Annotated in this window: 17 protein-coding genes and 1 tRNA gene; 9 read left to right on the forward strand and 9 right to left on the reverse strand. The window is 70.1% G+C overall.

Annotation, left to right across the window (positions count from 1 at the left end):
* Positions 1-14: 14 nt before the first annotated feature.
* Together AC3WLN_RS04875 and AC3WLN_RS04880 are read right to left on the reverse strand one after the other, a co-directional pair.
* Positions 15-374, reverse strand: a complete 360-nt coding sequence (locus tag AC3WLN_RS04875) for a SpoIIAA family protein (RefSeq protein ID WP_463772803.1) — start codon at positions 372-374, stop codon at positions 15-17.
* Positions 375-428: 54 nt separating this feature from the next.
* Entirely contained in the window at positions 429-2684 is a 2256-nt protein-coding gene (locus AC3WLN_RS04880; RefSeq protein WP_492479960.1) for a primosomal protein N', read from the reverse strand.
* A gap of 96 nt (positions 2685-2780) precedes the next feature.
* On the opposite strand from AC3WLN_RS04880, the gene AC3WLN_RS04885 reads away from it, so the two are divergent.
* The 5 genes from AC3WLN_RS04885 to AC3WLN_RS04905 all read left to right on the forward strand — a co-directional run bounded on the left by AC3WLN_RS04885 (position 2781) and on the right by AC3WLN_RS04905 (position 7588).
* Entirely contained in the window at positions 2781-3497 is a 717-nt protein-coding gene (locus tag AC3WLN_RS04885; protein WP_492479961.1) for an alpha/beta hydrolase, read from the forward strand.
* On the forward strand, positions 3494-4570 hold the full coding sequence (locus AC3WLN_RS04890) for an ABC transporter ATP-binding protein (RefSeq protein WP_492479962.1): 1077 nt from the start codon (positions 3494-3496) through the stop codon (positions 4568-4570). The genes AC3WLN_RS04885 and AC3WLN_RS04890 overlap by 4 nt, the downstream gene beginning before the upstream one ends.
* Positions 4571-4706: 136 nt before the next feature.
* Complete coding sequence (locus tag AC3WLN_RS04895) at positions 4707-5729, forward strand: extracellular solute-binding protein (protein ID WP_492479963.1); 1023 nt, start codon at positions 4707-4709, stop codon at positions 5727-5729.
* 45 nt (positions 5730-5774) lie between these two features.
* On the forward strand, positions 5775-7499 hold the full coding sequence (locus AC3WLN_RS04900; protein WP_492479964.1) for an ABC transporter permease: 1725 nt from the start codon (positions 5775-5777) through the stop codon (positions 7497-7499).
* Positions 7500-7513: 14 nt separating this feature from the next.
* Positions 7514-7588: transfer RNA gene (locus AC3WLN_RS04905), tRNA-Val, on the forward strand.
* Positions 7589-7917: 329 nt separating this feature from the next.
* Here the strand turns inward: AC3WLN_RS04905 and nhaA are convergent.
* From nhaA to AC3WLN_RS04925, 4 genes are all read right to left on the reverse strand, one after another.
* Positions 7918-9132 carry a Na+/H+ antiporter NhaA gene (gene nhaA, locus AC3WLN_RS04910; protein ID WP_492479965.1) on the reverse strand — a complete coding sequence of 405 codons (1215 nt, stop codon included), beginning with the start codon at positions 9130-9132 and terminating at the stop codon, positions 7918-7920.
* 98 nt (positions 9133-9230) lie between these two features.
* Entirely contained in the window at positions 9231-9488 is a 258-nt protein-coding gene (locus AC3WLN_RS04915; protein WP_492479966.1) for a hypothetical protein, read from the reverse strand.
* A gap of 137 nt (positions 9489-9625) precedes the next feature.
* Entirely contained in the window at positions 9626-11170 is a 1545-nt protein-coding gene (gene garD, locus AC3WLN_RS04920; protein ID WP_492479987.1) for a galactarate dehydratase, read from the reverse strand.
* Between the two features lie 33 nt (positions 11171-11203).
* Entirely contained in the window at positions 11204-12532 is a 1329-nt protein-coding gene (locus AC3WLN_RS04925) for an MFS transporter (protein WP_492479967.1), read from the reverse strand.
* A 275-nt stretch (positions 12533-12807) separates the two neighbouring features.
* Between AC3WLN_RS04925 and AC3WLN_RS04930 the strand changes: the two genes are divergently transcribed.
* The gene (locus AC3WLN_RS04930; RefSeq protein ID WP_492479968.1) at positions 12808-13038 is read left to right on the forward strand and encodes a tautomerase family protein; all 231 of its coding nucleotides are present in this window, start codon (positions 12808-12810) and stop codon (positions 13036-13038) included.
* A 7-nt stretch (positions 13039-13045) separates the two neighbouring features.
* Here the strand turns inward: AC3WLN_RS04930 and AC3WLN_RS04935 are convergent, their stop codons facing one another.
* On the reverse strand, positions 13046-13387 hold the full coding sequence (locus tag AC3WLN_RS04935) for a hypothetical protein (protein WP_492479969.1): 342 nt from the start codon (positions 13385-13387) through the stop codon (positions 13046-13048).
* Between the two features lie 1323 nt (positions 13388-14710).
* Between AC3WLN_RS04935 and AC3WLN_RS04940 the strand changes: the two genes are divergently transcribed.
* Both AC3WLN_RS04940 and AC3WLN_RS04945 read left to right on the forward strand, forming a co-directional pair.
* The gene (locus AC3WLN_RS04940; protein ID WP_492479970.1) at positions 14711-15973 is read left to right on the forward strand and encodes a nucleotide sugar dehydrogenase; all 1263 of its coding nucleotides are present in this window, start codon (positions 14711-14713) and stop codon (positions 15971-15973) included.
* 35 nt (positions 15974-16008) lie between these two features.
* A complete protein-coding gene (locus AC3WLN_RS04945; protein ID WP_492479971.1) occupies positions 16009-17298 on the forward strand; it encodes a glycosyltransferase family 4 protein in 1290 nt (429 codons plus the stop codon).
* A gap of 224 nt (positions 17299-17522) precedes the next feature.
* Here the strand turns inward: AC3WLN_RS04945 and AC3WLN_RS04950 are convergent, their stop codons facing one another.
* Together AC3WLN_RS04950 and AC3WLN_RS04955 are read right to left on the reverse strand one after the other, a co-directional pair.
* Positions 17523-17645 (reverse strand): hypothetical protein, encoded by a 123-nt coding sequence (locus AC3WLN_RS04950; protein ID WP_463772851.1) that lies wholly within the window; start codon positions 17643-17645, stop codon positions 17523-17525.
* A gap of 185 nt (positions 17646-17830) precedes the next feature.
* On the reverse strand, positions 17831-18544 hold the full coding sequence (locus AC3WLN_RS04955; protein WP_492479972.1) for an SDR family NAD(P)-dependent oxidoreductase: 714 nt from the start codon (positions 18542-18544) through the stop codon (positions 17831-17833).
* A 404-nt stretch (positions 18545-18948) separates the two neighbouring features.
* Between AC3WLN_RS04955 and AC3WLN_RS04960 the strand changes: the two genes are divergently transcribed.
* Positions 18949-20106 carry a helix-turn-helix transcriptional regulator gene (locus AC3WLN_RS04960; RefSeq protein WP_492479973.1) on the forward strand — a complete coding sequence of 386 codons (1158 nt, stop codon included), beginning with the start codon at positions 18949-18951 and terminating at the stop codon, positions 20104-20106.
* The last annotated feature ends 23 nt before the right edge of the window (positions 20107-20129 follow it).

Raw genomic sequence — 20129 nt, forward strand, 5'->3', positions numbered from 1 at the left:
AAGGTCTTTCGTCGTCAGGCGGCCGCGAGCCACTGGCGCGCTTCCTCGATATGCGCGCGGTCGAAGGTCTTGATCTGGGCCGGGGAGACCTTGCCGAAGGTGTCGGCGATCATCCGCAGCCAGGAGGCGTCGGTCACCAGGGCCACGTGGCTGACGCCCTTCATCATGGCGAGGCCGAAGCGCGGGTCCTTGAAGAAGGCGGCCGGCTCCATGCCCTTGAAGTCGCGCACGTCCTCCAGCAGCTTGATCTTGCCGCCCTTGTCGAGATCGGCCTGCATGGCCGCGATCACGGTGTTCATCTCGGCGTCGGTGATCTGGCCGTCGACCACGATCTCGGCGACGCTCGAATCCGGCTTCTTGGTGTAGGTCAGCACGTTGTGGCACTCCTCAGGGGGTCGAACGCGACCCGAGCGAACGTCGCGCCAGCGTTATAGGAAACTCTGCGGGTCCACGTCGATGGCGACCTTCACGTTGCCGCGAATCTTGGGGCCGCGCGCCAGCCAGTCGCGCAGGTAGGTCTGCAGGTCGACGGAGCGCTCGGTCTTCACCAGCAGCCGGAAGCGATAGCGGCCGCGGATCAGCGCCAGCGGCGCCTCGGCCGGGCCGAGCACCATCACGCCGTCGGGCGGCTCGGCGGCCCGCGCCAGGGCCTGCCCGTGGGCCTCGGCCACCTCGCGCTCGTTGGCCGAGACGATCAGGGCGGCCAGGCGCCCGAAGGGCGGCAGGCCGGCGGCCTCGCGGGCGCCGATCTCCTCCTCGTAGAAGCGCTCCGAATCGCCCGAGAGCAGCGCGGCGATCACCGGATGCTCCGGCTGGTAGGTCTGGAGCAGGGCGCGCCCCGGCTTCTCGCCGCGCCCGGCGCGGCCGGTCACCTGCTGGAGCAGCTGGAAGGTGCGCTCGGCCGCCCGCGGATCGCCCGAGGTCAGGCCGATATCGGCGTCGAGGACGCCCACCAGGGTCAGGTGCGGGAAGTTGTGGCCCTTGGCCACGAGCTGCGTGCCGATCACGATGTCGCAGCCGCCCTCCGCCACGGTCTGGAGTTCGGCCCGCAGGCGCTCGGCCCCGCCGGGGAAGTCGCTCGACAGGACGATGACGCGCTTGTCCGGGAAGAGCTCGGCCACCTCCTCGGCGATGCGCTCCACCCCGGGGCCGCAGGGCGTGAGATTGTCGAAGGTGCCGCATTCCGAGCAGGAATCCGGGCGCCGCTCGGCATAGCCGCACTGGTGGCAGACGAGCGCCCGGCGGAAGCGGTGCTCCACCAGCCAGGTCGAACAGTTGCGGCACTGGTAGCGGTGGCCGCAGGCCCGGCACAGGGTCAGGGGCGCGTAGCCCCGGCGGTTGAGGAAGAGCAGCGCCTGGTCGCCCGATTCCACGGTCTCCCGCACGGCCGCCACCAGGGCCGGGGCGATGAAGCGCCCGCGCTCGGGCTTGTCGGCGCGCATGTCGATGGCGGCGATGTCGGGCAGGCGCCGGCCGCCGAAGCGCTCGGGCAGGAGGATGCGGCGGTAGCGCCCGCGCTCGGCATTGACCCGGGTCTCGATGGAGGGCGTCGCCGAGGCCAGCACCACCGGGCAGTTCTCGATCCGCCCGCGCACCACCGCCATGTCGCGGGCGTGGTAATGCACCCCGTCCTCCTGCTTGTAGGCGGCCTCGTGCTCCTCATCGACGACGATCAGGCCGAGATCCGCGAAGGGCAGGAACAGGGCCGAGCGCGCGCCCACCACCACGGCGATCTCGCCCGCCGTGACCCCGGCGCGGATGCGCTCGCGGCGCTTGCCCCCGATGCCCGAATGCCAGGCCGCCGGGCGGGCGCCGAAGCGCTCGGCGAAGCGGTCGAGGAACTGCGCGGTCAGCGCGATCTCCGGCATCAGGATCAGCGCCTGGTGGCCGCGGCGGACGCAATCGGCCACCGCCTCGAAATACACCTCCGTCTTGCCCGAGCCGGTGACGCCCTCCAGCAGCACGGTGGGCGCCTTCGCCTCGGCTCCCGGCGGCGGCACCTTCCCGTCCGCGGCGGGTGCCGGCAGGGGATCGCCGATGGCGTCCGTGGGCGGCGGCGCCTCCGGGCCTGGGTTCATCAGCGCGACGAGCTCCCGCACCGCCGCCTCCTGCGCCTCCGAGAGGGGCACGCGGGCGTGGTCCGGGTCCGGCGGCAGGGCGACGGGCTCGGGCGCCAGGGCCACGGCCTCGAGGGCGCCGTCGTCGATGAGCCCGTCCACGACGCTCAGGGAGACGCCCGCCTCCTTGGCCAGCGCGCTCTTGCCCCGCATTGCCCCGTCGGCCGCCGCCGCCAGCACCTTGGTCCGGGCCGCGGTCGGCCGGGCCGGGGCCTTGCCGGAGATGCGGACGCCGATCCGCACCGTCTCGGTCAGGGCCGCCTCGTCGGGCAGGCGCAGGGCCATGGCGAGCGCCGAGCCCTTCGGCGCCAGGGTGTAGCGGGCGAGCCAATCCACGAGCTCGCGGAGCGCGTCAGGCAGGGCCGGCACGTCGATCCGGCCGGTGACGGCACGCAGGTTCGAGCCGCCGGGGCTCTGGCGCACGCCCCAGACCACCCCCACGGTCTCGCGCGGACCGAGGGGGATCTGCACGACCTCGCCGACCGAGAGGTCGAGCCCGGCCGGCACGGCGTAGCTGTAGGCGCTGTCCAGCGCCAGCGGGATCAGAATCTCGGCGACGCAGGGCATCGGGCGGGGCTTTGATGGAACATAACCGGAATATAAGCATGCCGGAGGCAATGCGCGACCGCCGCGCCGCCGATCGTCGCCCGGAGGCGCCCCAGGATGGACGGACCCCAACCCCCGGCTCTCGGAACGACGGGCGATCCGGGTCCCGAGGGCGTGCTGCTCCTGCACGGCCTCGCCCGGCGGGCCGCCTCCCTGGCCCGGATGGACCGCGCCCTCCGGGCCGCCGGGTTCGCGACGCTGAACCTCGATTATCCCTCCCGCACGGCGGATCTGGCGGATCTCGCAGGCATCATCGGACCGCCCGCCGCCGCCTTCGCGGCCCGGGTGCGGACTCTCCACGTGGTCACCCACTCGATGGGCGGGCTCCTCGCCCGGGCCTGGCTCCGCGAAGGCCGGCCGGCCAATCTCGGACGGGTGGTGATGCTGGGGCCACCGAACGGTGGCAGCGAGGTCGCCGACCGCCTCCACACCCTGCGCGCCTATCGCCGGGTCTTCGGTCCGGCCGGCGCCCAGTTGACCACCAAACCGGACGAAAGCCTGCGCACCCGCCTCGGCCCCGTCGACTTTCCCCTCGGGATCATCGCGGGCGACCGCACGCTCTATCCCCTGGAATCCTGGCTGATGCTGCCCGGCCCCGATGACGGCCGGGTCACCGTCGCGCGCACCCGGGTCGCCGGGATGGCCGACCACATCACCCTGCACACCAGCCACGGCCTGATGATGCGCAACCCCGCAGTGATCGCCGAGACCCTGCGCTTCCTGCGCACCGGAGGGTTTTCGCCGTCCGCCCGCGATGACACAAGGCGCGCATGAGCCTCGACGCGCCCCCGCCCGACCCCGTGCCGCCGCGCCTCGACCTGCGCGGCATCGGGCTGCGCTTCGGCGCGGTGCGGGCGCTGGCCGACGTCTCGCTCCAGGTCCGGCCCGGCGAGATCCTCGCCCTGCTCGGCGATTCCGGCTGCGGCAAGAGCACGCTCCTGCGGGCCATCGCCGGGCTGGAGCAGCCCGAGACCGGCACGATCCGCCTCGACGGCGCCCTGGTAAGCGAGGACGGCCGCGGCGTCGCCCCCGAGGCGCGCGGGGTCGGGCTGATGTTCCAGGACTACGCCCTGTTCCCCCACCTGACGGTGGCGGAGAACGTGCGCTTCGGCCTCCATGGCAAGCCCGCCGCCGATGCCCGCGCCCTGGCCCAGGCCCGGCTGGAGCAGGTCGGCCTCGCCGACCGGGCCGGGAGCTATCCGGGCACGCTCTCGGGCGGCGAGAGCCAGCGCGTGGCGCTGGCCCGGGCCCTCGCCCCGGGGCCGCGCGTCCTCCTCCTCGACGAGCCGTTCTCGAACCTCGACCGGCGCACCCGCGACCGGGTCCGCGACGACACCCTGGCGGTGCTGCGCGCCAGCGGCGCCACCACGCTCCTCGTCACCCACGACCCCGAGGAGGCCCTGGGCTTCGCCGACCGCATCGCCCTGATGCGGCGGGGAGGCATCGTGCAGGTCGGCACCGGGCCGGAGCTGTATCGCCATCCCGCGACGCGCTTCGCCGCCCGCTTCTTCGGCGACTGCGTCGAGCTCGACGCCACCTGCCGCGACGGCGCCGTGGCGACGCCGTTCGGGCCGGTCCCGGCCCCGGGCCACGCCGAGGGCGCCGCCGTCACCCTCTGCCTGCGTCCGGAGGCGATCCGCCTCGGCGCGCCGGACGCGCCCCTCCGGGCCGTGGTGCGGGCGCGCCGCTTCCTCGGGGCGGGCGCCCTCCTGACCCTGACGGCGGAGGGGCTGCCCGAGCCCCTGCGCCTGCCCGTCCCGGCCGACGACCCGCGCCGGGAGGGGGAGGCCGTGGGCCTGAGCCTCGAGCCGCGACACGGCTTTATTTTTGCGCGCGGGACGGATTAAAAGACGGGCGCGGTCGAAAGTCCTGTCCGGCGCGCGGCTTTAGTTTTGAATTGTTTTAAATCCAGAACATCGTGCTTGTGTTTTTCTCGCCGATGCTTCTGAACACCCGCCACGTATTGACGGGAGGGTGTCGACCATGGCGGGTGGGATCAAGGCAATCGGGATCGCGGGCCTGGCGCTGGCGGCCCTGATCGGGACGGCGTCGGCGGCCGAGGTGAACCTCTACACCACCCGCGAGCCCGGCCTGATCCGGCCCCTGCTCGACGCCTTCACGGCCAAGAGCGGCGTCACCGTCAACACGGTCTTCGTCGAGAAGGGCCTCGCCGAGCGCGTGGCGGCCGAGGGCGCCCGCGCCAAGGCCGACGTGCTGATGACCGTCGACGTCGGCAACCTCATCGACCTCGTCGACCGCGACCTCGCCCAGCCGGTGCGCTCGGGCGTGCTCGAGGCGGCGGTGCCTGCCACCCTGCGCGATGCCGAGGGCCGCTGGTTCGCCCTCTCCATGCGGGCCCGCGTGCTCTACGCCGACAAGGACCTCGCCGACCTCAAGGCCATCACCTACGAGGGGCTGGCCGATCCGACATGGAAGGGCGGCCTCTGCCTGCGCTCGGGCCAGCACCCCTACAACACGGCCCTCATCGCCCATCACCTCGTCAAGCACGGCCCGGAGAAGACCGAGGCCTGGCTGCGCGCCCTGAAGGCCAACCTCGCCCGCAAGCCCGCCGGCGGCGACCGGGACGTCGCCCGCGACATCCTCGCCGACACCTGTAAGATCGGCCTCGGCAATTCCTACTATGTCGGCCTGATGCGCTCGGGCCGCGGCGGCCCCGAGCAGCAGAAATGGGGCGAGGGCATCAAGGTGGTGATGCCGACCTTCGCGGGGGGCGGCACCCACGTGAACATCTCGGGCGCGGTGGTGGCCAGGAACGCCCCCAACCGCGACGAGGCGGTCAAGCTCCTCGAATACCTCGTCTCCGACGAGGCCCAGAGTCTCTACGCCAAGGCCGATTACGAGTACCCGGTGAAGGCCGGCGCACCCATCGACCCGCTGCTCACGGCGCTGGGTCCCCTGACCGTCGATTCCGTGCCGCTCGTGGAGATCGCCCGCAACCGCAAGGCGGCGAGCCTCCTCCTCGACACGGTGGGCTTCGACAACTGAGGCACGCCCGCCCCCCGGTCGTCGGACAACGCCCTTGAGACCAGCATGACCGGGGCCGTCCCCGCCCTCCCGCTCACCGGCCGCCCGCGCGGCCTCGCCTGGAGCGCCGCCGCGCTGGCGCTCTGCGCCCTGGTGCTGAGCCCTGTCGTCGCCCTCGTGGTCGCGGCGGGGGACGGCGTCGGCGGCGGGGCGCTGTGGCCCCACCTCGTCGCCCACGTGCTGCCGCAGGCCCTGCGCGACACCGCCCTGCTGCTGGCCGGCGTCGGCGTGCTGGTGGTGGTGCTCGGGGCGGGCTCCGCCTGGCTCGTGGCGGCCTACGACTTCCCCGGCCGGCGCCTCCTCGAGGTGGGACTGCTGCTGCCGATGGCGGTGCCGACCTACATCGTCGCCTTCGCGTATCTCGACCTGATGCACCCGATCGGCCCGGTGCAGACGACCCTGCGCGGCCTCCTGGGGCTCGCCCGCCCGCGCGACCTCGTGCTGCCGGAGATCCGCTCCCTGCCCGGCTGCATCCTGCTCCTCGGCTTCGTGCTCTACCCCTACGTCTACCTGCCGACCCGGGCGCTGTTCCTGATGCAGGCCGCCAACCTGATCGAGGCGGCGCGGATGCTCGGGCGCCGACCCTCGGCGATCTTCCTGCGCGTCGCCCTGCCGATGGCGCGCCCGGCCATCGCCCTCGGGGCGAGTCTGGCCCTGATGGAGGCCCTGAACGACATCGGCGCGGCGGAATTCCTCGGGGTGCGCACCCTCACGGTCCAGGTCTACGCCACCTGGGTCAACCGCTCGGACCTCGCGGGCGCCGCCCAGATCGCCCTCGTGATGCTGGTGGCGGTCGTCGCCCTGGTGGCCCTGGAGCGCTGGGCCCGGGCCGGGCGCGGCTTCTCGGGGGGCGCCCAGCGCCCGCGCCGCCTCGCCCGGCAGCGCCTGACCGGCTTGCGCGCCGGGGCCGCCCTGGCCCTCGGGCTCGTGCCCGTGGCGATCGGCTTCGCGATTCCGGCGAGCTACCTCGTCTTTTCCGCGCTCCGGCGGGTCCGGCGCAGCGGCCTGCCGGAGACGATCCTGTCCGAGATCGGCCACACCCTGCTCTATGCCGGGGCCGCGACCCTGATCGCCGCCGCCATCGGCTTCGTGGTGGCGGCGGGCCCGCGCCTCGTGCCGCGCCGCTGGGGCGAGGCGCTGATCCGGGTGGCGAGCCTCGGCTACGCCCTGCCGGGCGCGATCCTGGCGATCGGCCTCCTCGGCCCCCTGGCCCTCGCCGACAGCGCCCTCTCGGCCGGGACGACGCGGCTCTTCGGGGTCGCCCCGGCCCTGATCGGCCTCGGCACCGGGGGCGCCCTCGTCACCGCCTATCTCGTGCGCTTCCTCGCGGTCAGCATCGGCACCTGCGAGGCCGGCCTCGGCCGGGTGCCCCGCAGCCTGCCCGATGCCGGGCGGATGCTGGGGCACGGCCCCGGCGCGACCCTGTGGCGGGTCCAGTTGCCCCTGGCCTGGCCGGCGGTGCTCAGCGGCGCGCTCCTGGTCTTCGTCGACTGCGTCAAGGAATTGCCCGCGACCCTGCTGCTGCGTCCCCTCAACGTCGAGACCCTGGCGACCCACCTCTACGGCGAGGCCGCGCGCGGCACCTACGAGGACGGCACCGTGGCGGCCCTGCTCATCGTCGCGGTCGGGCTCGTGCCCGTGGCGATCCTGCTCCGCCTCGGCACGCCGCGCAGCGAAGCCGGCGCAGAACCCGCCGATCAGCGCTTGACGCGGCCGCGCCCCTCGCCCTAGAAGGCCCTCGGTCCGGGTGCGTAGCTCAGCGGGAGAGCATTCGCTTCACACGCGAAGGGTCACAGGTTCGATCCCTGTCGCGCCCACCACTTCCCTCGAAGCCTCCCCGCCGCTTCGACGTTTCCCCTGAAGAACAGCGACACCGGCCCCAGGCCGCCGCCATCGGCCGGCAGCCGAGGATGCGCCAGAGCTCTGGGCTCTGGGCGAGTCCGAGCCATCCCGAGGGTCGAGCCGCGTCGCGGTCGCGATGGCGGCCGTCACGGTGAGCCCAGTGAGGCTCGCCGCCCCCGGGCGCTCCGCCCACGACGATCATCGCCGGCACGGAGAGCCCGCCACGGGCGGGACCGGCGCCGCGGGCAAGGCTTTCGGCGCCTGCGACGTCCCTGCGCAGGCGCGGACACGGAGCCGGCGCGAAATCTCAGGCGTCGGCGGCGGCCCGGACCTTCGGCGCCCCGGCCCGGCGCCGGGGCGCGACCAGCAGGACCAGGGCGCCGGCCGCCATGCAGACGATCGATCCGGCCAGCACGCCGACCTTGGTCTCGGATTCGAGCTCGGGCGCGTCGGCGAAGGCCAGGAGGCCGATGAACAGGCTCATGGTGAAGCCGATGCCGCAGAGGAGCGAGACGCCGTAGACCTGCATCCAGCCGGCCCCCGCCGGCCGCTGGGCGAGCCCGAGCTTCACCGCCGCGAGGACGAGGCCGAACACGCCGATCTGCTTGCCGAGGATGAGGCCGAGGGCGACCCCGAGGGTGACGGGTTCGAGCAGCATCCCCGGCGTGAAGCCCGCCAGCGACACGCCCGCATTGGCGAAGCCGAAGATCGGCAGGATCAGGTAGGCCGACCAGGGGTGCAGGGCGTGTTCGAGCCGGTGCAGGGGCGAGGTCGGGTCGTCCGGCCGGCCGAGGCTGGGCCGCAGGGGAATCGTCAGGGCCAGCAGGACGCCGGCCACCGTGGCGTGCACCCCGGATTTCAGGACGAAGACCCACAGCGCCGCCCCGAGGACGAGGTAGGGCGACAGGCGGCGGATGCCGGCCCGGTTCAGGCCGTAGAGCACCGCCAGGGTCACGGCCGCCCCGCCCAGCATCGGCAGGGACAGGCCGGCGGTGTAGAACAGCGCGATGATGAGCACCGCGCCGAGGTCGTCGATGATCGCCAGGGCGGTCAGGAAGACCTTGAGCGAGACCGGCACCCGGGCGCCGAGCAGGGCCAGGATGCCGAGGGCGAAGGCGATGTCGGTGGCGGCGGGAATCGCCCAGCCGCGGAGGGTCTCCGGCGAGTGCCGGTTCACCGCCACGTAGACCAGGGCCGGCGCCGCCATGCCGCCGAGGGCGGCGAGGCCGGGCAGGATCCGGTCCGGCCAGGTCCGCAGCCGCCCGTCCAGCATCTCGCGCTTGATCTCGAGGCCGACGAGCAGGAAGAACAGCGCCATCAGCGCGTCGTTGATCCAGTGCAGGACGCTCAGGCCCCCGACCTTGGCCTGCAGGGCCGCGAAGTAGCCCGCCGCCAGGGGCGAGTTCGCGACCACCAGCGCGAGGGCCGCGCTCGCCATCAGGACGAGGCCGCCGCCGGCCTCGCTGACGAGCATCGACCGGAAGGCCGAGAAGGGCCGGCGGAGCGGGGAGGGGGCGTGCATGGCCTGTGCTTTACAGGAGCCGGTCGCCGATACCAACGCGCCGGGGCCGAAACCGGGTCGACCCGCGGCGCGTCCCGGCCCCGGGGCCGCGCCGCGGTTCAGCGCAGCTCGGCCGAGCGGGTGCCGCCCTCGGCGCGCGTGCCGCCGTCGAACACCGCGCGGCAGCCGGGGCTGAGGCTCGCCCGGTTCACCTTCATGCACGACACGATCCGTCCGCGGTCCGGCACGGCGCTCAGGCACAGGCGCATGACGTCGCCGCGGCACAGGGCGGCCTGCTCCTCCTCGCCGGCCCGGGCACCGGTGGCCGCGAGGGCGGGCAGCACGCAGCAGGCGGCGAGAGCGATTCGGCCGAACATGGGCATCTCCAGATCTGGCCCCGAAATCCGGTGCGCGGGTCGGCTCGGATGGGGCTGACGACGATCTGCGGTTGTAATGCGGACCGGACGGCTAAGTTCCTCGGCGCGCGATCCGGGGGGCGGCCCCCCGCCCGGCCTCAGGTGATCGGGGCCGGATTGAACAGCGTCAGGTCGTTGAACAGGCCCCAGCGGTCGGACCAGGGCCGCTTGCGCCCGCTCGCCACGTCGAGGATCAGCTGGAACAGGTCCCGTCCGGTCTCCTCGATGGTCGCGTGGCCCGTGGCGATGCGGCCGGCATCGAGGTCGATGAGGTCGGACCAGCGCTCGGCCAGCTCGGTGCGGGTGGCCACCTTGATCACCGGGGCGTGGGCGAGGCCGTAGGGGGTGCCGCGCCCCGTGGAGAAGACCTGCAGGGTGATGCCGGAGGCGAGCTGGAGCGTGCCGCAGACGAAGTCGCTCGCGGGGGTCGCGGCGAAGATCAGGCCCTTCTCGCGGACCCGCTCGCCGGGGGCGAGGACCCCCGTGATGGCCGAGGAGCCGGACTTGGCCACCGAGCCCAGCGCCTTCTCGACGATGTTGTTGAGGCCGCCCTTCTTGTTGCCGGGCGACGGGTTGGCGCGCCGGTCGGCACCGCCCTTGGCGAGGTAGTCGTCGTACCAGGCCATCTCGCGGATCAGCGCGTCGGCGACCTCGGGGGTGGCGGCCCGGGGGGTGAGCAGGTGGATGGCGTCGCGCACCTCCGTCACCTCGGAGAACAGCACCGTGGCGCCGCAGCGGACCAGCAGGTCGGCGGCGTGGCCGAGGGCCGGGTTGGCGGTGACGCCCGAGAAGGCGTCGCTGCCGCCGCATTGCAGGCCGACCACGAGGTCGGCGGCCGGGCAGGTCTCGCGGGTGCGCCGGTTGAGGATTTCGAGGCGGGCCTCCGCCATGGCCATGATGCTGTCGAGCATCATGCCGAAGCCCGCGTGGCGCTCGTCCTGCAGGCGCACCACGCCGCCATCCGCCGCCGCAGGGCCTTCCGGCAGCAGCCGCTCGGAGACGAGCTTCTCGCAGCCGAGGCCGACCACCATGACCTCGCCGCCGAAATTCGGGTTGCGGGCGAGGCTCTGCAGGGTGCGGATCGGGATGACCGCCTCGGGGGCGTTGATGGCCACGCCGCAGCCATAGGCGTGGGTGAGGCCGACGACGTCGTCGACGTTGGGGAAGCGCGGCAGCAGCTCCTGCTTGATCCGCCGGATGGCGACGTCGAGGGTGCCGGCCACGCATTGCACGCTGATCGAGATCGCCAGGATGTTCTTGGTGCCGACCGAGCCGTCCGGGTTGCGGTAGCCCTCGAAGGTGTAGCCCTCGAGGGGCGGCAGGGGGGCGGGCACGCGGGTCGCCTTCTCGAGAGCGTCGAGGTCGGGCGCCACCGGCGTCTCGACGCTGGATTCCTCGACCCAGGACCCGCGCGGCAGGGGGCGCAGCGCGATGCCCACCACCTCGCCGTAGCGCACCACCGCGCCGCCCGGCGGGATGTCGGCGAGCGCCACCTTGTGCCCCTGCGGCACGAATTCCAGCAGGGTCAGTCCGTCGGCGAACACCGTTCCGGCGGGCAACCCGAAGGCGTTGACCACGATGGCGACGTTGTCGTGCCCGTGCAGGCGCAGGGTCCGGGGCGTGTCGCCGGTGTTCTCAGTCATGGCGGCCGGTTCACCGAGCATGGTCGTGTCCCTTCAGGCCTTGCGCAGTTCGACGCGCCGGATCTCGCCGACGATGACGAGGTAGGCGATCATCGCGATCAGCGCGTTGCAGCCGACGAAGACCAGGGCGCCGTTGAAGGAGCCCGAGGCCTGGACGAGGTAGCCGATGATGATCGGCGTGGTGATGCCGGCGGTGTTGCCGAACATGTTGAAGATGGCGCCGCTGAGGCCCGCCGCCTCCTTGGGCGAGGTGTCCGAGATCACCGCCCAGCCCAGCGCCCCGATGCCCTTGCCGAAGAAGGCCAGCGCCATGAAGCCGACGACGAAGGCCGGCGAGTCGACGTAGTTGCAGGCGATGATCGACATCGAGAGCAGCATGCCGGCCACGATCGGGATCTTGCGGGCCCGGGTGAGCGAGCCGGTACGCTTCAGGATCGCGTCCGAGAGGACGCCGCCCAGGATGCCGCCGAGGAAGCCGCAGAGCGCCGGCAGCGAGGCGACGAAGCCGGCCTGGAGCACGCTGAGGCCGCGCTGCTTGACGAGGTAGATCGGAAACCAGGTCAGGAAGAAGTACGTCATCACGTTGATGCAGTGCTGCGCCACGTAGATGCCGACCAGCATCCGGTTGGACAGGAGCTGGCGCACCACGCCCCAGTCGAAGCCCTTCATCTGAGCGGGCTTTTGCGCATCCAGCGCTAGCAAGGCGCCGCCGGAGGCGATGTGGTCGAGCTCGGCCTTCGTCACGGTCGGATGGTCGGCGGGATCGTGGATGACGCGGACCCAGATCGCCGCGAGCACGATGCCGATGACGCCCATGACGATGAAGGCGTAGCGCCAGCCGTATGCGTGCGTGACCCAGGCGGTCAGCGGCGCGAACAGGACGGGGGCGAAATATTGCGCCGAATTGAAGATCGCGCTGGCCTTGCCGCGCTCGGCGCTGGGGAACCAGGCGGTGACGATCCGGGCATTGCCGGGGAATGACGGCGCCTCGGCGATGCCCACGAGGAAGCGCAGGATGAAGAGCGCGGCCACCGCGCCGCCGCCGAGGAAGCCGACCCAGCCCTGCGCCAGGGTGAACAGCGACCAGAAGAAGATGCCCCCCGCATAGACCCACTTCGAGCCGTAGCGGTCGAGCAGCCAGCCGCCGGGCACCTGCGCGGCGACGTAGGACCAGGAGAAGGCGGAGAGGATGTAGCCCAGGGCCACCGGGCTCAGGCCGAGGTCCTGCGACATCGGCGTGCCGGCGATCGAGATGATGGCCCGGTCGGCGTAGTTCACGACCGTGGTCACGAACAGCATCAGGAGGATGCCCCAGCGCACGCGACCCTGCGCGCGCGCCTCCAGCGTTAGAGCCAGCGCCATCGTTTCCAACCCGATATTTTATTTGATGCCGGACTTCGTCGAGCGAAGACGCGTTTGACCACAGGGGTATCGGCGGCAATCGGGGGCGTCCAATGCGAAGGCCGGATCGATCGATGCCCGGACGGCATCGATCGGCGCGCGTGGAAGCGTCCGGCGGGATGATCCGGCGGGATGATCCCGGGCGCTGCCTTGCCGGTCCGGTCCCGCCCTGGCATGGACCCGGGCGACCGCTCCCGGCGGTCCTCCCTCCGCCATCAGCCTGCAGGACCGGACCCATGCCGCACGTGACCGTGAAGATGTACCCGGGCAAGACCGACGCGCAGAAGGCGGAGATCGCCGAGGCCCTCGCGGCCGCCCTCATGGCCAGCGCCGGCAGCGCCGAGCGCGCGGTCTCGGTCTCGATCGAGGATGTCGCCCAGGCCGACTGGGAATCGCAGGTCTACCGCCCCGAGATCGTCGGCCGGCCGGAGACCCTGTTCAAGAAGCCGGGCTACAGCCTGCCCTGAGGCGGCCTCAGCCCTTGGCGCCCTGGAACGGGCGCAGCAGCCAGGCGAGGCGCCCCGCGTCGTCGTCCTGCGCCTCGACCGGCGCCGGCACGACGGCCGCCGGCTCAGGCGCCTTCGGCGCGCTGGCGTCCTGCATGATCTGGTCGAGGGGAGACGGCAGGTCCATGCCGTACTCGTTCAGCAGCAGGGCCGCGTCGAGCAGGAACCGGATCTGGTCGTCGGGACTGGGACGGCCCTGGATCTGGTCCTCCAGCACCGTCCGCGCGAGGAGGGCGGCCAGCCGCGACAGCTCGGGCAGCCGGTCGGTGGGCGTCGCGGCCCCGATCGATGACGCTGGAGCGGCACTCACCCGCAATCTCCCTGTCCGGATGGCGCGACCTCGACGGATGCGCCGTGTATTTCGGGCCCTGTATACCGCGCGTTTCTCACCAGTTCGTTGAGCCGTGCCGCGTCCCCGCGCGCGGCGGCGCGCGGCCGAGGAGGAGGCCGTGCTGCTTTCGTCGACTCACAGGGGTACACGCACTTGGGACACGAAGAATGGCCGGTCCCGGTCTCGTGGCTCGGGACGCCGGGAGACCGGCCGCCGATCCGCTGCAAAGATCATCGGGGTTCACCCGGGTCCGGGTGGCGCGATCCGCGGGTCTTCGGCAGGTCTGCGCGTTCCACCGGCGCTCATTCGACCAAGGCCCGCAGCGAAGAGCGCGAAACCAGGCGGTGCGCGGATCGCCGAATGGGACCGAGTATTGGCGGTCCATCCGATCGGCCATCCGATGACGAGCCGCGACGCACGATGGGCGCCAGGCTGCGAGGATTTGATCTCGACAGATCGCGATGTGCGCTGCGCGGGTGTTGCGCCGCAGCAACCGCGTTGCCGCGCTGAAAAAAAACTGCTAATTCTGCACTCATATGCAAAAATACGGGTGAGGCCGGCCGCGCGAATGTCTCAGAGTGAGGTGGATCGCCCTTCGCGGAGGTCTAGATCGGGACGGCGTGCGGTCCTCCGGATAGGAAGTCAGTCTGTTGCGACAACTGAACTGGTCGGCTTGATCGTGAATTTGCAAAGCTCGTAGCGGTTCCGTTGCTCTGCATGCCGCTGCACCCCAAGGCCCTATTCGGTGTCGAGGTTTTGTTCGAGTCCCATTCGCGTTTGCTGACGTCGCGGACGAAGGATTTCCATCGATAACGGCGATGTGTGCGTCGCCGGAGGCACAGGATCGGAGGCGGCGATGCGTGGACGACTTCCGAGGGCCGAGACGATCCGCACTTCATCGGATGATTCGCTCTGCGAGGAAGCGAAGTATTTTTCCTGTGTGACAAGCCCCGACATGCGTTTTTGCAACTCATCTGTAGATGTCAAGACTGTCGGTTCAGGCTAATCATGAAGATCGTGATCCTCTGGCGCGAATTTTGCTCGGATGCTGGGCCGCCATGTGAAGTCCTGCGTCATCGTTTGGAGACAGAATCATGACATACGGGCAAAACAGATCTCTCGCGGTTCAGGCAAATGATCCCTTCGGGCGCTGAGCCGATGTTGTCTGACCCTACTCGACCGGGCGGGATCGGTTTTTGCATTCCCGGGGGGGTTCGCCTATGACGTGCGTGACCAACGCTAAAAAAATCTAAGACTTGATGCAATGTCGAGTTGTGACTCGAGGATTGTCGGAGCTACCTGATGCGTATTGCTGTATTTGGACTTGGCTACGTTGGACTTACGACAACAGCCTGCCTGACGCGGCAAGGGCACGAGGTGATCGGAGTCGACGTCAGCAGCGATAAAGTGCGCCAGGTCAACGAGGGGCGGTCGCCTATTCTCGAGCCCGGCATCGAAGATCTTCTTCGCGCCGCTCTGAAGGACAACCGGCTGAAGTGCGTCACGGCGGTGAGCACCGAACTCGAGCAGTGCGACATCGCGATCGTCTGCGTCGGCACCCCAAGTGCCGCGGACGGATCTCACAACATGAGTTTCATCGCAGAGGTGTCGCGTCAGATCGCGACCTCGCTCCGATCCGGCCGCACGGTTCCGCTCACGGTTGTCTACCGAAGCACCATTCGTCCCGGCACGATCGATGAGCTGATCCAGCCGATCTTCAAGTTCGTCCTGGGCGACAAGGTCGATGCCGTGGAGCTGGTCTACAATCCGGAATTCCTCCGCGAATCGACCGCGATCGAGGACTACTTCGATCCGCCGAAGATCGTCGTCGGCACGGCGGACGGCGAGCCCTGCGCGCGCCTCGAGCAGATGAACGAGGGAATCACGGCGCCGACGTTCTACACCCGCTTCCGCGATGCGGAGTTCACGAAGTTCGTCGACAACACCTTCCACGCTCTCAAGGTCGCGTTCGCCAACGAGATCGGTCGGGTGTGCGTCCAGCTGAACATCGACACGCGCCTCGTCCATAAGATCTTCGTGTCGGACACCAAGCTCAACATCTCTCCCTACTATCTGCGTCCCGGCGGCCCGTTCGGCGGCTCCTGCCTGCCCAAGGACGTGCGGGCACTTCAGTACATCTCGGGCGATGTCGGCGCGAACACGCCGGTCGTCGATGCGCTGATCCGGTCGAACGAAGCGCACAAGCACTTCCTGTTCACGTACTGCACGCAAGGGCTGAAGCCGGGTGCGAAAGTGCTGATGCTGGGTCTGGCCTTCAAGAGCGACAGCGACGATCTTCGCGAGAGCCCCCACATCGATCTCGCGCGCAAGCTGCTCCAAGGCGGGTACGGGCTCGCCGTCTACGATCCCTTCCTCAAGCCCGACAATCTGGTCGGTCAGAACCTCGGTTACGCGGTGTCCTACCTGCCCGAGCTGCCCAACATCCTCGTTTCGCGTGAGCACGCGGAGCGTGAGCCGTTCGACATTGTGATCGATACGAACGGACGGGGCTCGGATCTCAATCTTCGCGATCCGATTATCCTCGACATCAGTCGACTGAAGTAAGTCCCTCCTGAGGCTTGTTCGAGATCTGGTTGGGAATGGAAGAGGCCATGCAGCTCAAAGGGAAACGCGTTCTCATCATCGTGGAAAACCTGCCGGTGCCGTTCGATCGGCGCGTCTGGCAGGAGGCGCGTGCGCTCAACGAGGCTGGGGCGCTGGTCTCGGTCATCAGCCCGATGGGGAAGGGATTCGAGGCACCCTACGAGTGTCTCGAAGGCGTGCATGTCTACCGGCATCCGCTCCCGTCCGATGCCGAGAACGCCCTGGGCTATCTGCGCGAATACGGGGTTGCCCTGTTCCATGAAAGTCGTCTGGCCTGGAAGATCCTGTTCAAGCACGGCTTCGACGTCATCCATGCCTGCAACCCTCCCGACCTGATCTTCCTCGTCGCGTTGCAGTTCAAGCTCCTAGGCAAGGCCTTCATCTTCGATCACCACGACATCAACCCTGAACTCTACGAGGCCAAATTCGGCCGCCGGGGGTTTTTCTGGCGCCTGATGATCCTGTTCGAGCGGCTGACCTTCGCATTCGCGAACGTCTCGATCGCAACGAACGAAAGCTACAAGCAGATCGCGATCGAACGTGGCCGCATGGCGCCCGATCGGGTCTTCATCGTCCGGAGCGGTCCCGATCTGCGACGCCTCCAGCTGCTCCCGCCGAACCCGGCCCTGCGCCGCGGGCGCCAGCACATGGTCGGCTATCTCGGCGTCATGGGAGATCAGGAGGGCATCGACCTCCTTCTGGAGGCGGCCGCGCACATGATCTTCACCATGGGGCGTCAGGACGTTCTGTTCTGCCTCGTCGGTGGCGGATCGAGCTTGAAATCCTTGCAGGAGCAGGCTCGGACCATGGGCCTCGAAGACTACGTCGTCTTCACGGGGCGGATCCCGGATCAGGATCTGTTCGAAATCATCTCCACGTCCGACGTCTGCGTGAACCCCGACCGGGTGAACACGATGAACGACAAGTCGACCATGAACAAGATCATCGAGTACATGGCACTCGGCAAGCCGATCGTTCAGTTCGACGTCACGGAAGGGCGCCGGTCCGCAGAAGGGTCGTCGCTCTATGCGAAATCGAACGATCCGATCGATTTCGCCGAGAAGATCGTCTCTCTGCTCGACGATCCTGACAAGCGCGACGCTATGGGCGCGATCGGCCGCGAGCGGGTCGTGAACAGCCTGTCCTGGCAGCATCAGGTTCCCAAGTTGATCCAGGCGTACTGCAAGGCCTGCGGTGTCGTCCCGCAAGCGGCGACCTCCGATGCCTCGAACGACGATCGTTTTCGCAGCCGATCCGCGGTCGCCGGGCGGGGTGGCGATCGTTAGGTCGCCGTCCCGGGTTTCGAACGCCCAGGTCTCCTGGCTCCGGATTCCGGCACGACGTGTCGGACGCCCCCGGAGCACGGAGGGAGGGGATCGGTCGGGTCGCCCGCAAGGCCGCGCGCGCCTCGCGTGGCGAGGCTAAAAGCTTCCGGTTCGGACGGCACCTGCCGGCATCCCCCTGCGGGCCCTCGGGGCGCCGGAGCACGCCCGGTTCCAGCTGCGGTGGGCTAGGAGCGATCGGACGGCCGTTCCATCGCCCTACGGTTCGCCTTGAGCAGCTTTCCGAGCACGATGCCGGCCGGGATGGACAGGAGCGTCCAAGCGCGCAGGAAGCGCAGAAACACCAGCATGGACGTGTCGTTCCTTCCCGCATGGGCGTGGGGTCCGCTCACGCCAAACGGGTCAGGGTGCGCATCGTTCCGGCCAGCGATCCGAATCCCGAGACGGGCAGATCCAGGGCCGTTCGGGCAGGCGTCGAGCGTCGCGGGCGGAGCGGGGCCGCACGCAGGGTCCACGCCCGGCGCACACGTCTGTCTCAGGCCGGGATGCGCTGACCGTCCCAGGCGAAGACACCGCCGGAATCGGCTGGTTCCAGCCTGGCAAGCACGGCCAGGAGATGCGATGCGCTCGCTTCCGGCGTGAACAGCCCGGGGGCGTTCGTGTCGGGGCGGAAGGGCCGGGACAGGGGCGTCGTCACCGTGCCGGGATGAAGCCCGGCGATGATGGCCTCGGGATGCGTCCGCCTGACCTCGATGGCGAGGGTGCGCAGGATCTGGTTCAGCGCGGCTTTCGACGCACGATAGCTGTACCAGCCGCCGAGCCGATTATCCTCGATGGACCCGACGCGCGCCGACAGGACGGCGAAGACGCTTCGCCCAGCACGGGGCGTCACGGGAAGGAAGTGTTTGGCCACCAGGGCCGGACCGATCGTGTTGACGGCGAACACGGTGGCCATGGCCGCCGGGTCGATGCTTCGGAACGTCTTCTCGGGAGAGAGGCCGGCCTGATGGAGCAGCCCGCTGGCGACGATGACGAGGCCCGGCGGCGCCACCCGCGCCACGGCCTCGGCGGCCTCGGCGATCGAAGCCTCGTCGGTAAGATCGATGCGCCCGGCGTGGATCGGCGCAGGGAAGGACCGGCCCGAGCGCGACAGGGCGAACAGGGGCCGGTCGGCATGGTCGGCCGCGAGCGCGTCGACGAGCGCCCGTCCGATGCCGCCGGAGGCGCCGATCACCACCGCGCTGGTCACGACGGATCTTTCCCGGCGCGTCCGGGCCCGTCGAGGCACCCGAGGTCGCGGAGGTGTTCCGGAGCCGCCCTGACCATGATCCCGAACACCCTGTCCATCCGGTCCGAGCGTCCCGCCCCCGGTTCGTCCCCGACGCGATCGTGACGGGGCTGACCCCCTCGTCCGCATGCCGCCGAGCAAACCGCATCCGCGGCCGGAAACCAAATCACGATGCCCTGTCCGGCCCCTCCCGCCCGGCACGCAGGCGAAGGCCTTTCGGCAGGCGTCCGTCTCGGAATCCTTCACAAGGCGCACTCGCACATCCAGAAGTCTATACTCCTCGATCGAAAATCTGATCTAAGCTGCATATCCTGGCGGCTTGAGATCAGGCGCGCCCGGAAAAGATTTCGATTGCTGGACGACCGATGCATCTGGCGGCGTGGAACCTTGTCATCGAAGCCATCTATGGCGCCGCGTCCGCGCCCGATCGATGGCCGGAGGCGCTTCGGTCGATCGCTGAACTGCTCGATTCTCGGGGCGCACTGCTTCTGTACCAGCATCGGAATCATCGGTTCGGGGCGATCGTCTCGCCGCAACTCGTCTCGATGGCCCAGGAATACGACCGGAACTGGCAGCACCTCGACGTCCGGGCCGAGCGGGTCTTCCACGCGATCGCCAACGGCCACCGCGACGTGCAGGCCGACCACCAGCTCTTCAGCGCCGACGAGATCGCCACCCTGCCGATCTATCAGCGGTTCCTGCTGCCGCACGGCATCCTCTGGGGCATGGCGGTGCCGGTCTCGCCCCACCCGGAGGTGAGCGTCATCCTCTCGCTCCTGCGGGACAAGGACAAGCCGGCCTATTCGGACGCGCTGCAGGAGCAGCTCTTCGCCCTCAGCCGGCACGTGGAGCGCGCCCTGAGCCTGTCGATCCGGCTGATGGATGCCGAGGCCGAGCGTCTCGGATTCGCGCAGGCGCTGGACCGGATCGATTGCGGCGTCTTCGTTCTCGACGCCGACCGACAGGTCCTGTTCGCCAACCAGACGGCGCAGGACCTCCTGGGCGGCAGCCTCTCCCTGGCGGCGGGGCGGCTCGAACTCGGCGACGGGGCGGCCCGGCGCGCCCTGGCTCAGCAGCTCGGCCGCGTCGGGATCGGGGGAGGGGGTGACGGGACCACAGGCGACGGGCACGTCGGCCCGGCCCTGATCCTGCCCGACGGCGACCGCAGCCTGATCCTCCAGATCGTCCCGCTCCGGACGCCGATCGAGGGTCCGGCCCTGCAGACCGCGAGCGTCATCGTGCTGGTGACCGACCAGGCCCGGAGCCGGCCATTCGACCCGGCTGTCGTGCGCGACCTGTTTCACCTGACCCTGGGCGAGGCGCGCCTGGCCGCCCTCGTCGGGTCCGGGACGGCGCCGGCCGATGCGGCGGCCACCCTCGGCATCACGCAGAACACCGCCCGCACGGTGCTGCGGCGGGTCTTCGAGAAACTCGGCGTCGCCCGTCAGAGCGAGATGGCCGCGCTGATGGGCAAGCTGTTCATGCTGCGCCAGCAGCCGGGCTCGAGGACGCCACGGCCCTGAGGGCCAAGGGCGTCCCCGGCCGG

It is taken from the genome of Methylobacterium sp. FW306-05-D (assembly GCF_058782155.1).

Coding starts and splice junctions, on each gene's coding strand:
- AC3WLN_RS04880 (WP_492479960.1), bottom strand. CDS start 2,684: ATGCCCTGCGTCGCCGAGATTCTGATCCCGCTGGCGCTGGACAGCGCC.
- AC3WLN_RS04885 (WP_492479961.1), top strand. CDS start 2,781: ATGGACGGACCCCAACCCCCGGCTCTCGGAACGACGGGCGATCCGGGT.
- AC3WLN_RS04890 (WP_492479962.1), top strand. CDS start 3,494: ATGAGCCTCGACGCGCCCCCGCCCGACCCCGTGCCGCCGCGCCTCGAC.
- AC3WLN_RS04895 (WP_492479963.1), top strand. CDS start 4,707: ATGGCGGGTGGGATCAAGGCAATCGGGATCGCGGGCCTGGCGCTGGCG.
- AC3WLN_RS04900 (WP_492479964.1), top strand. CDS start 5,775: ATGACCGGGGCCGTCCCCGCCCTCCCGCTCACCGGCCGCCCGCGCGGC.
- nhaA (WP_492479965.1), bottom strand. CDS start 9,132: ATGCACGCCCCCTCCCCGCTCCGCCGGCCCTTCTCGGCCTTCCGGTCG.
- AC3WLN_RS04915 (WP_492479966.1), bottom strand. CDS start 9,488: ATGTTCGGCCGAATCGCTCTCGCCGCCTGCTGCGTGCTGCCCGCCCTC.
- garD (WP_492479987.1), bottom strand. CDS start 11,170: ATGACTGAGAACACCGGCGACACGCCCCGGACCCTGCGCCTGCACGGG.
- AC3WLN_RS04925 (WP_492479967.1), bottom strand. CDS start 12,532: ATGGCGCTGGCTCTAACGCTGGAGGCGCGCGCGCAGGGTCGCGTGCGC.
- AC3WLN_RS04930 (WP_492479968.1), top strand. CDS start 12,808: ATGCCGCACGTGACCGTGAAGATGTACCCGGGCAAGACCGACGCGCAG.
- AC3WLN_RS04940 (WP_492479970.1), top strand. CDS start 14,711: ATGCGTATTGCTGTATTTGGACTTGGCTACGTTGGACTTACGACAACA.
- AC3WLN_RS04945 (WP_492479971.1), top strand. CDS start 16,009: ATGGAAGAGGCCATGCAGCTCAAAGGGAAACGCGTTCTCATCATCGTG.
- AC3WLN_RS04950 (WP_463772851.1), bottom strand. CDS start 17,645: ATGCTGGTGTTTCTGCGCTTCCTGCGCGCTTGGACGCTCCTGTCCATC.
- AC3WLN_RS04960 (WP_492479973.1), top strand. CDS start 18,949: ATGCATCTGGCGGCGTGGAACCTTGTCATCGAAGCCATCTATGGCGCC.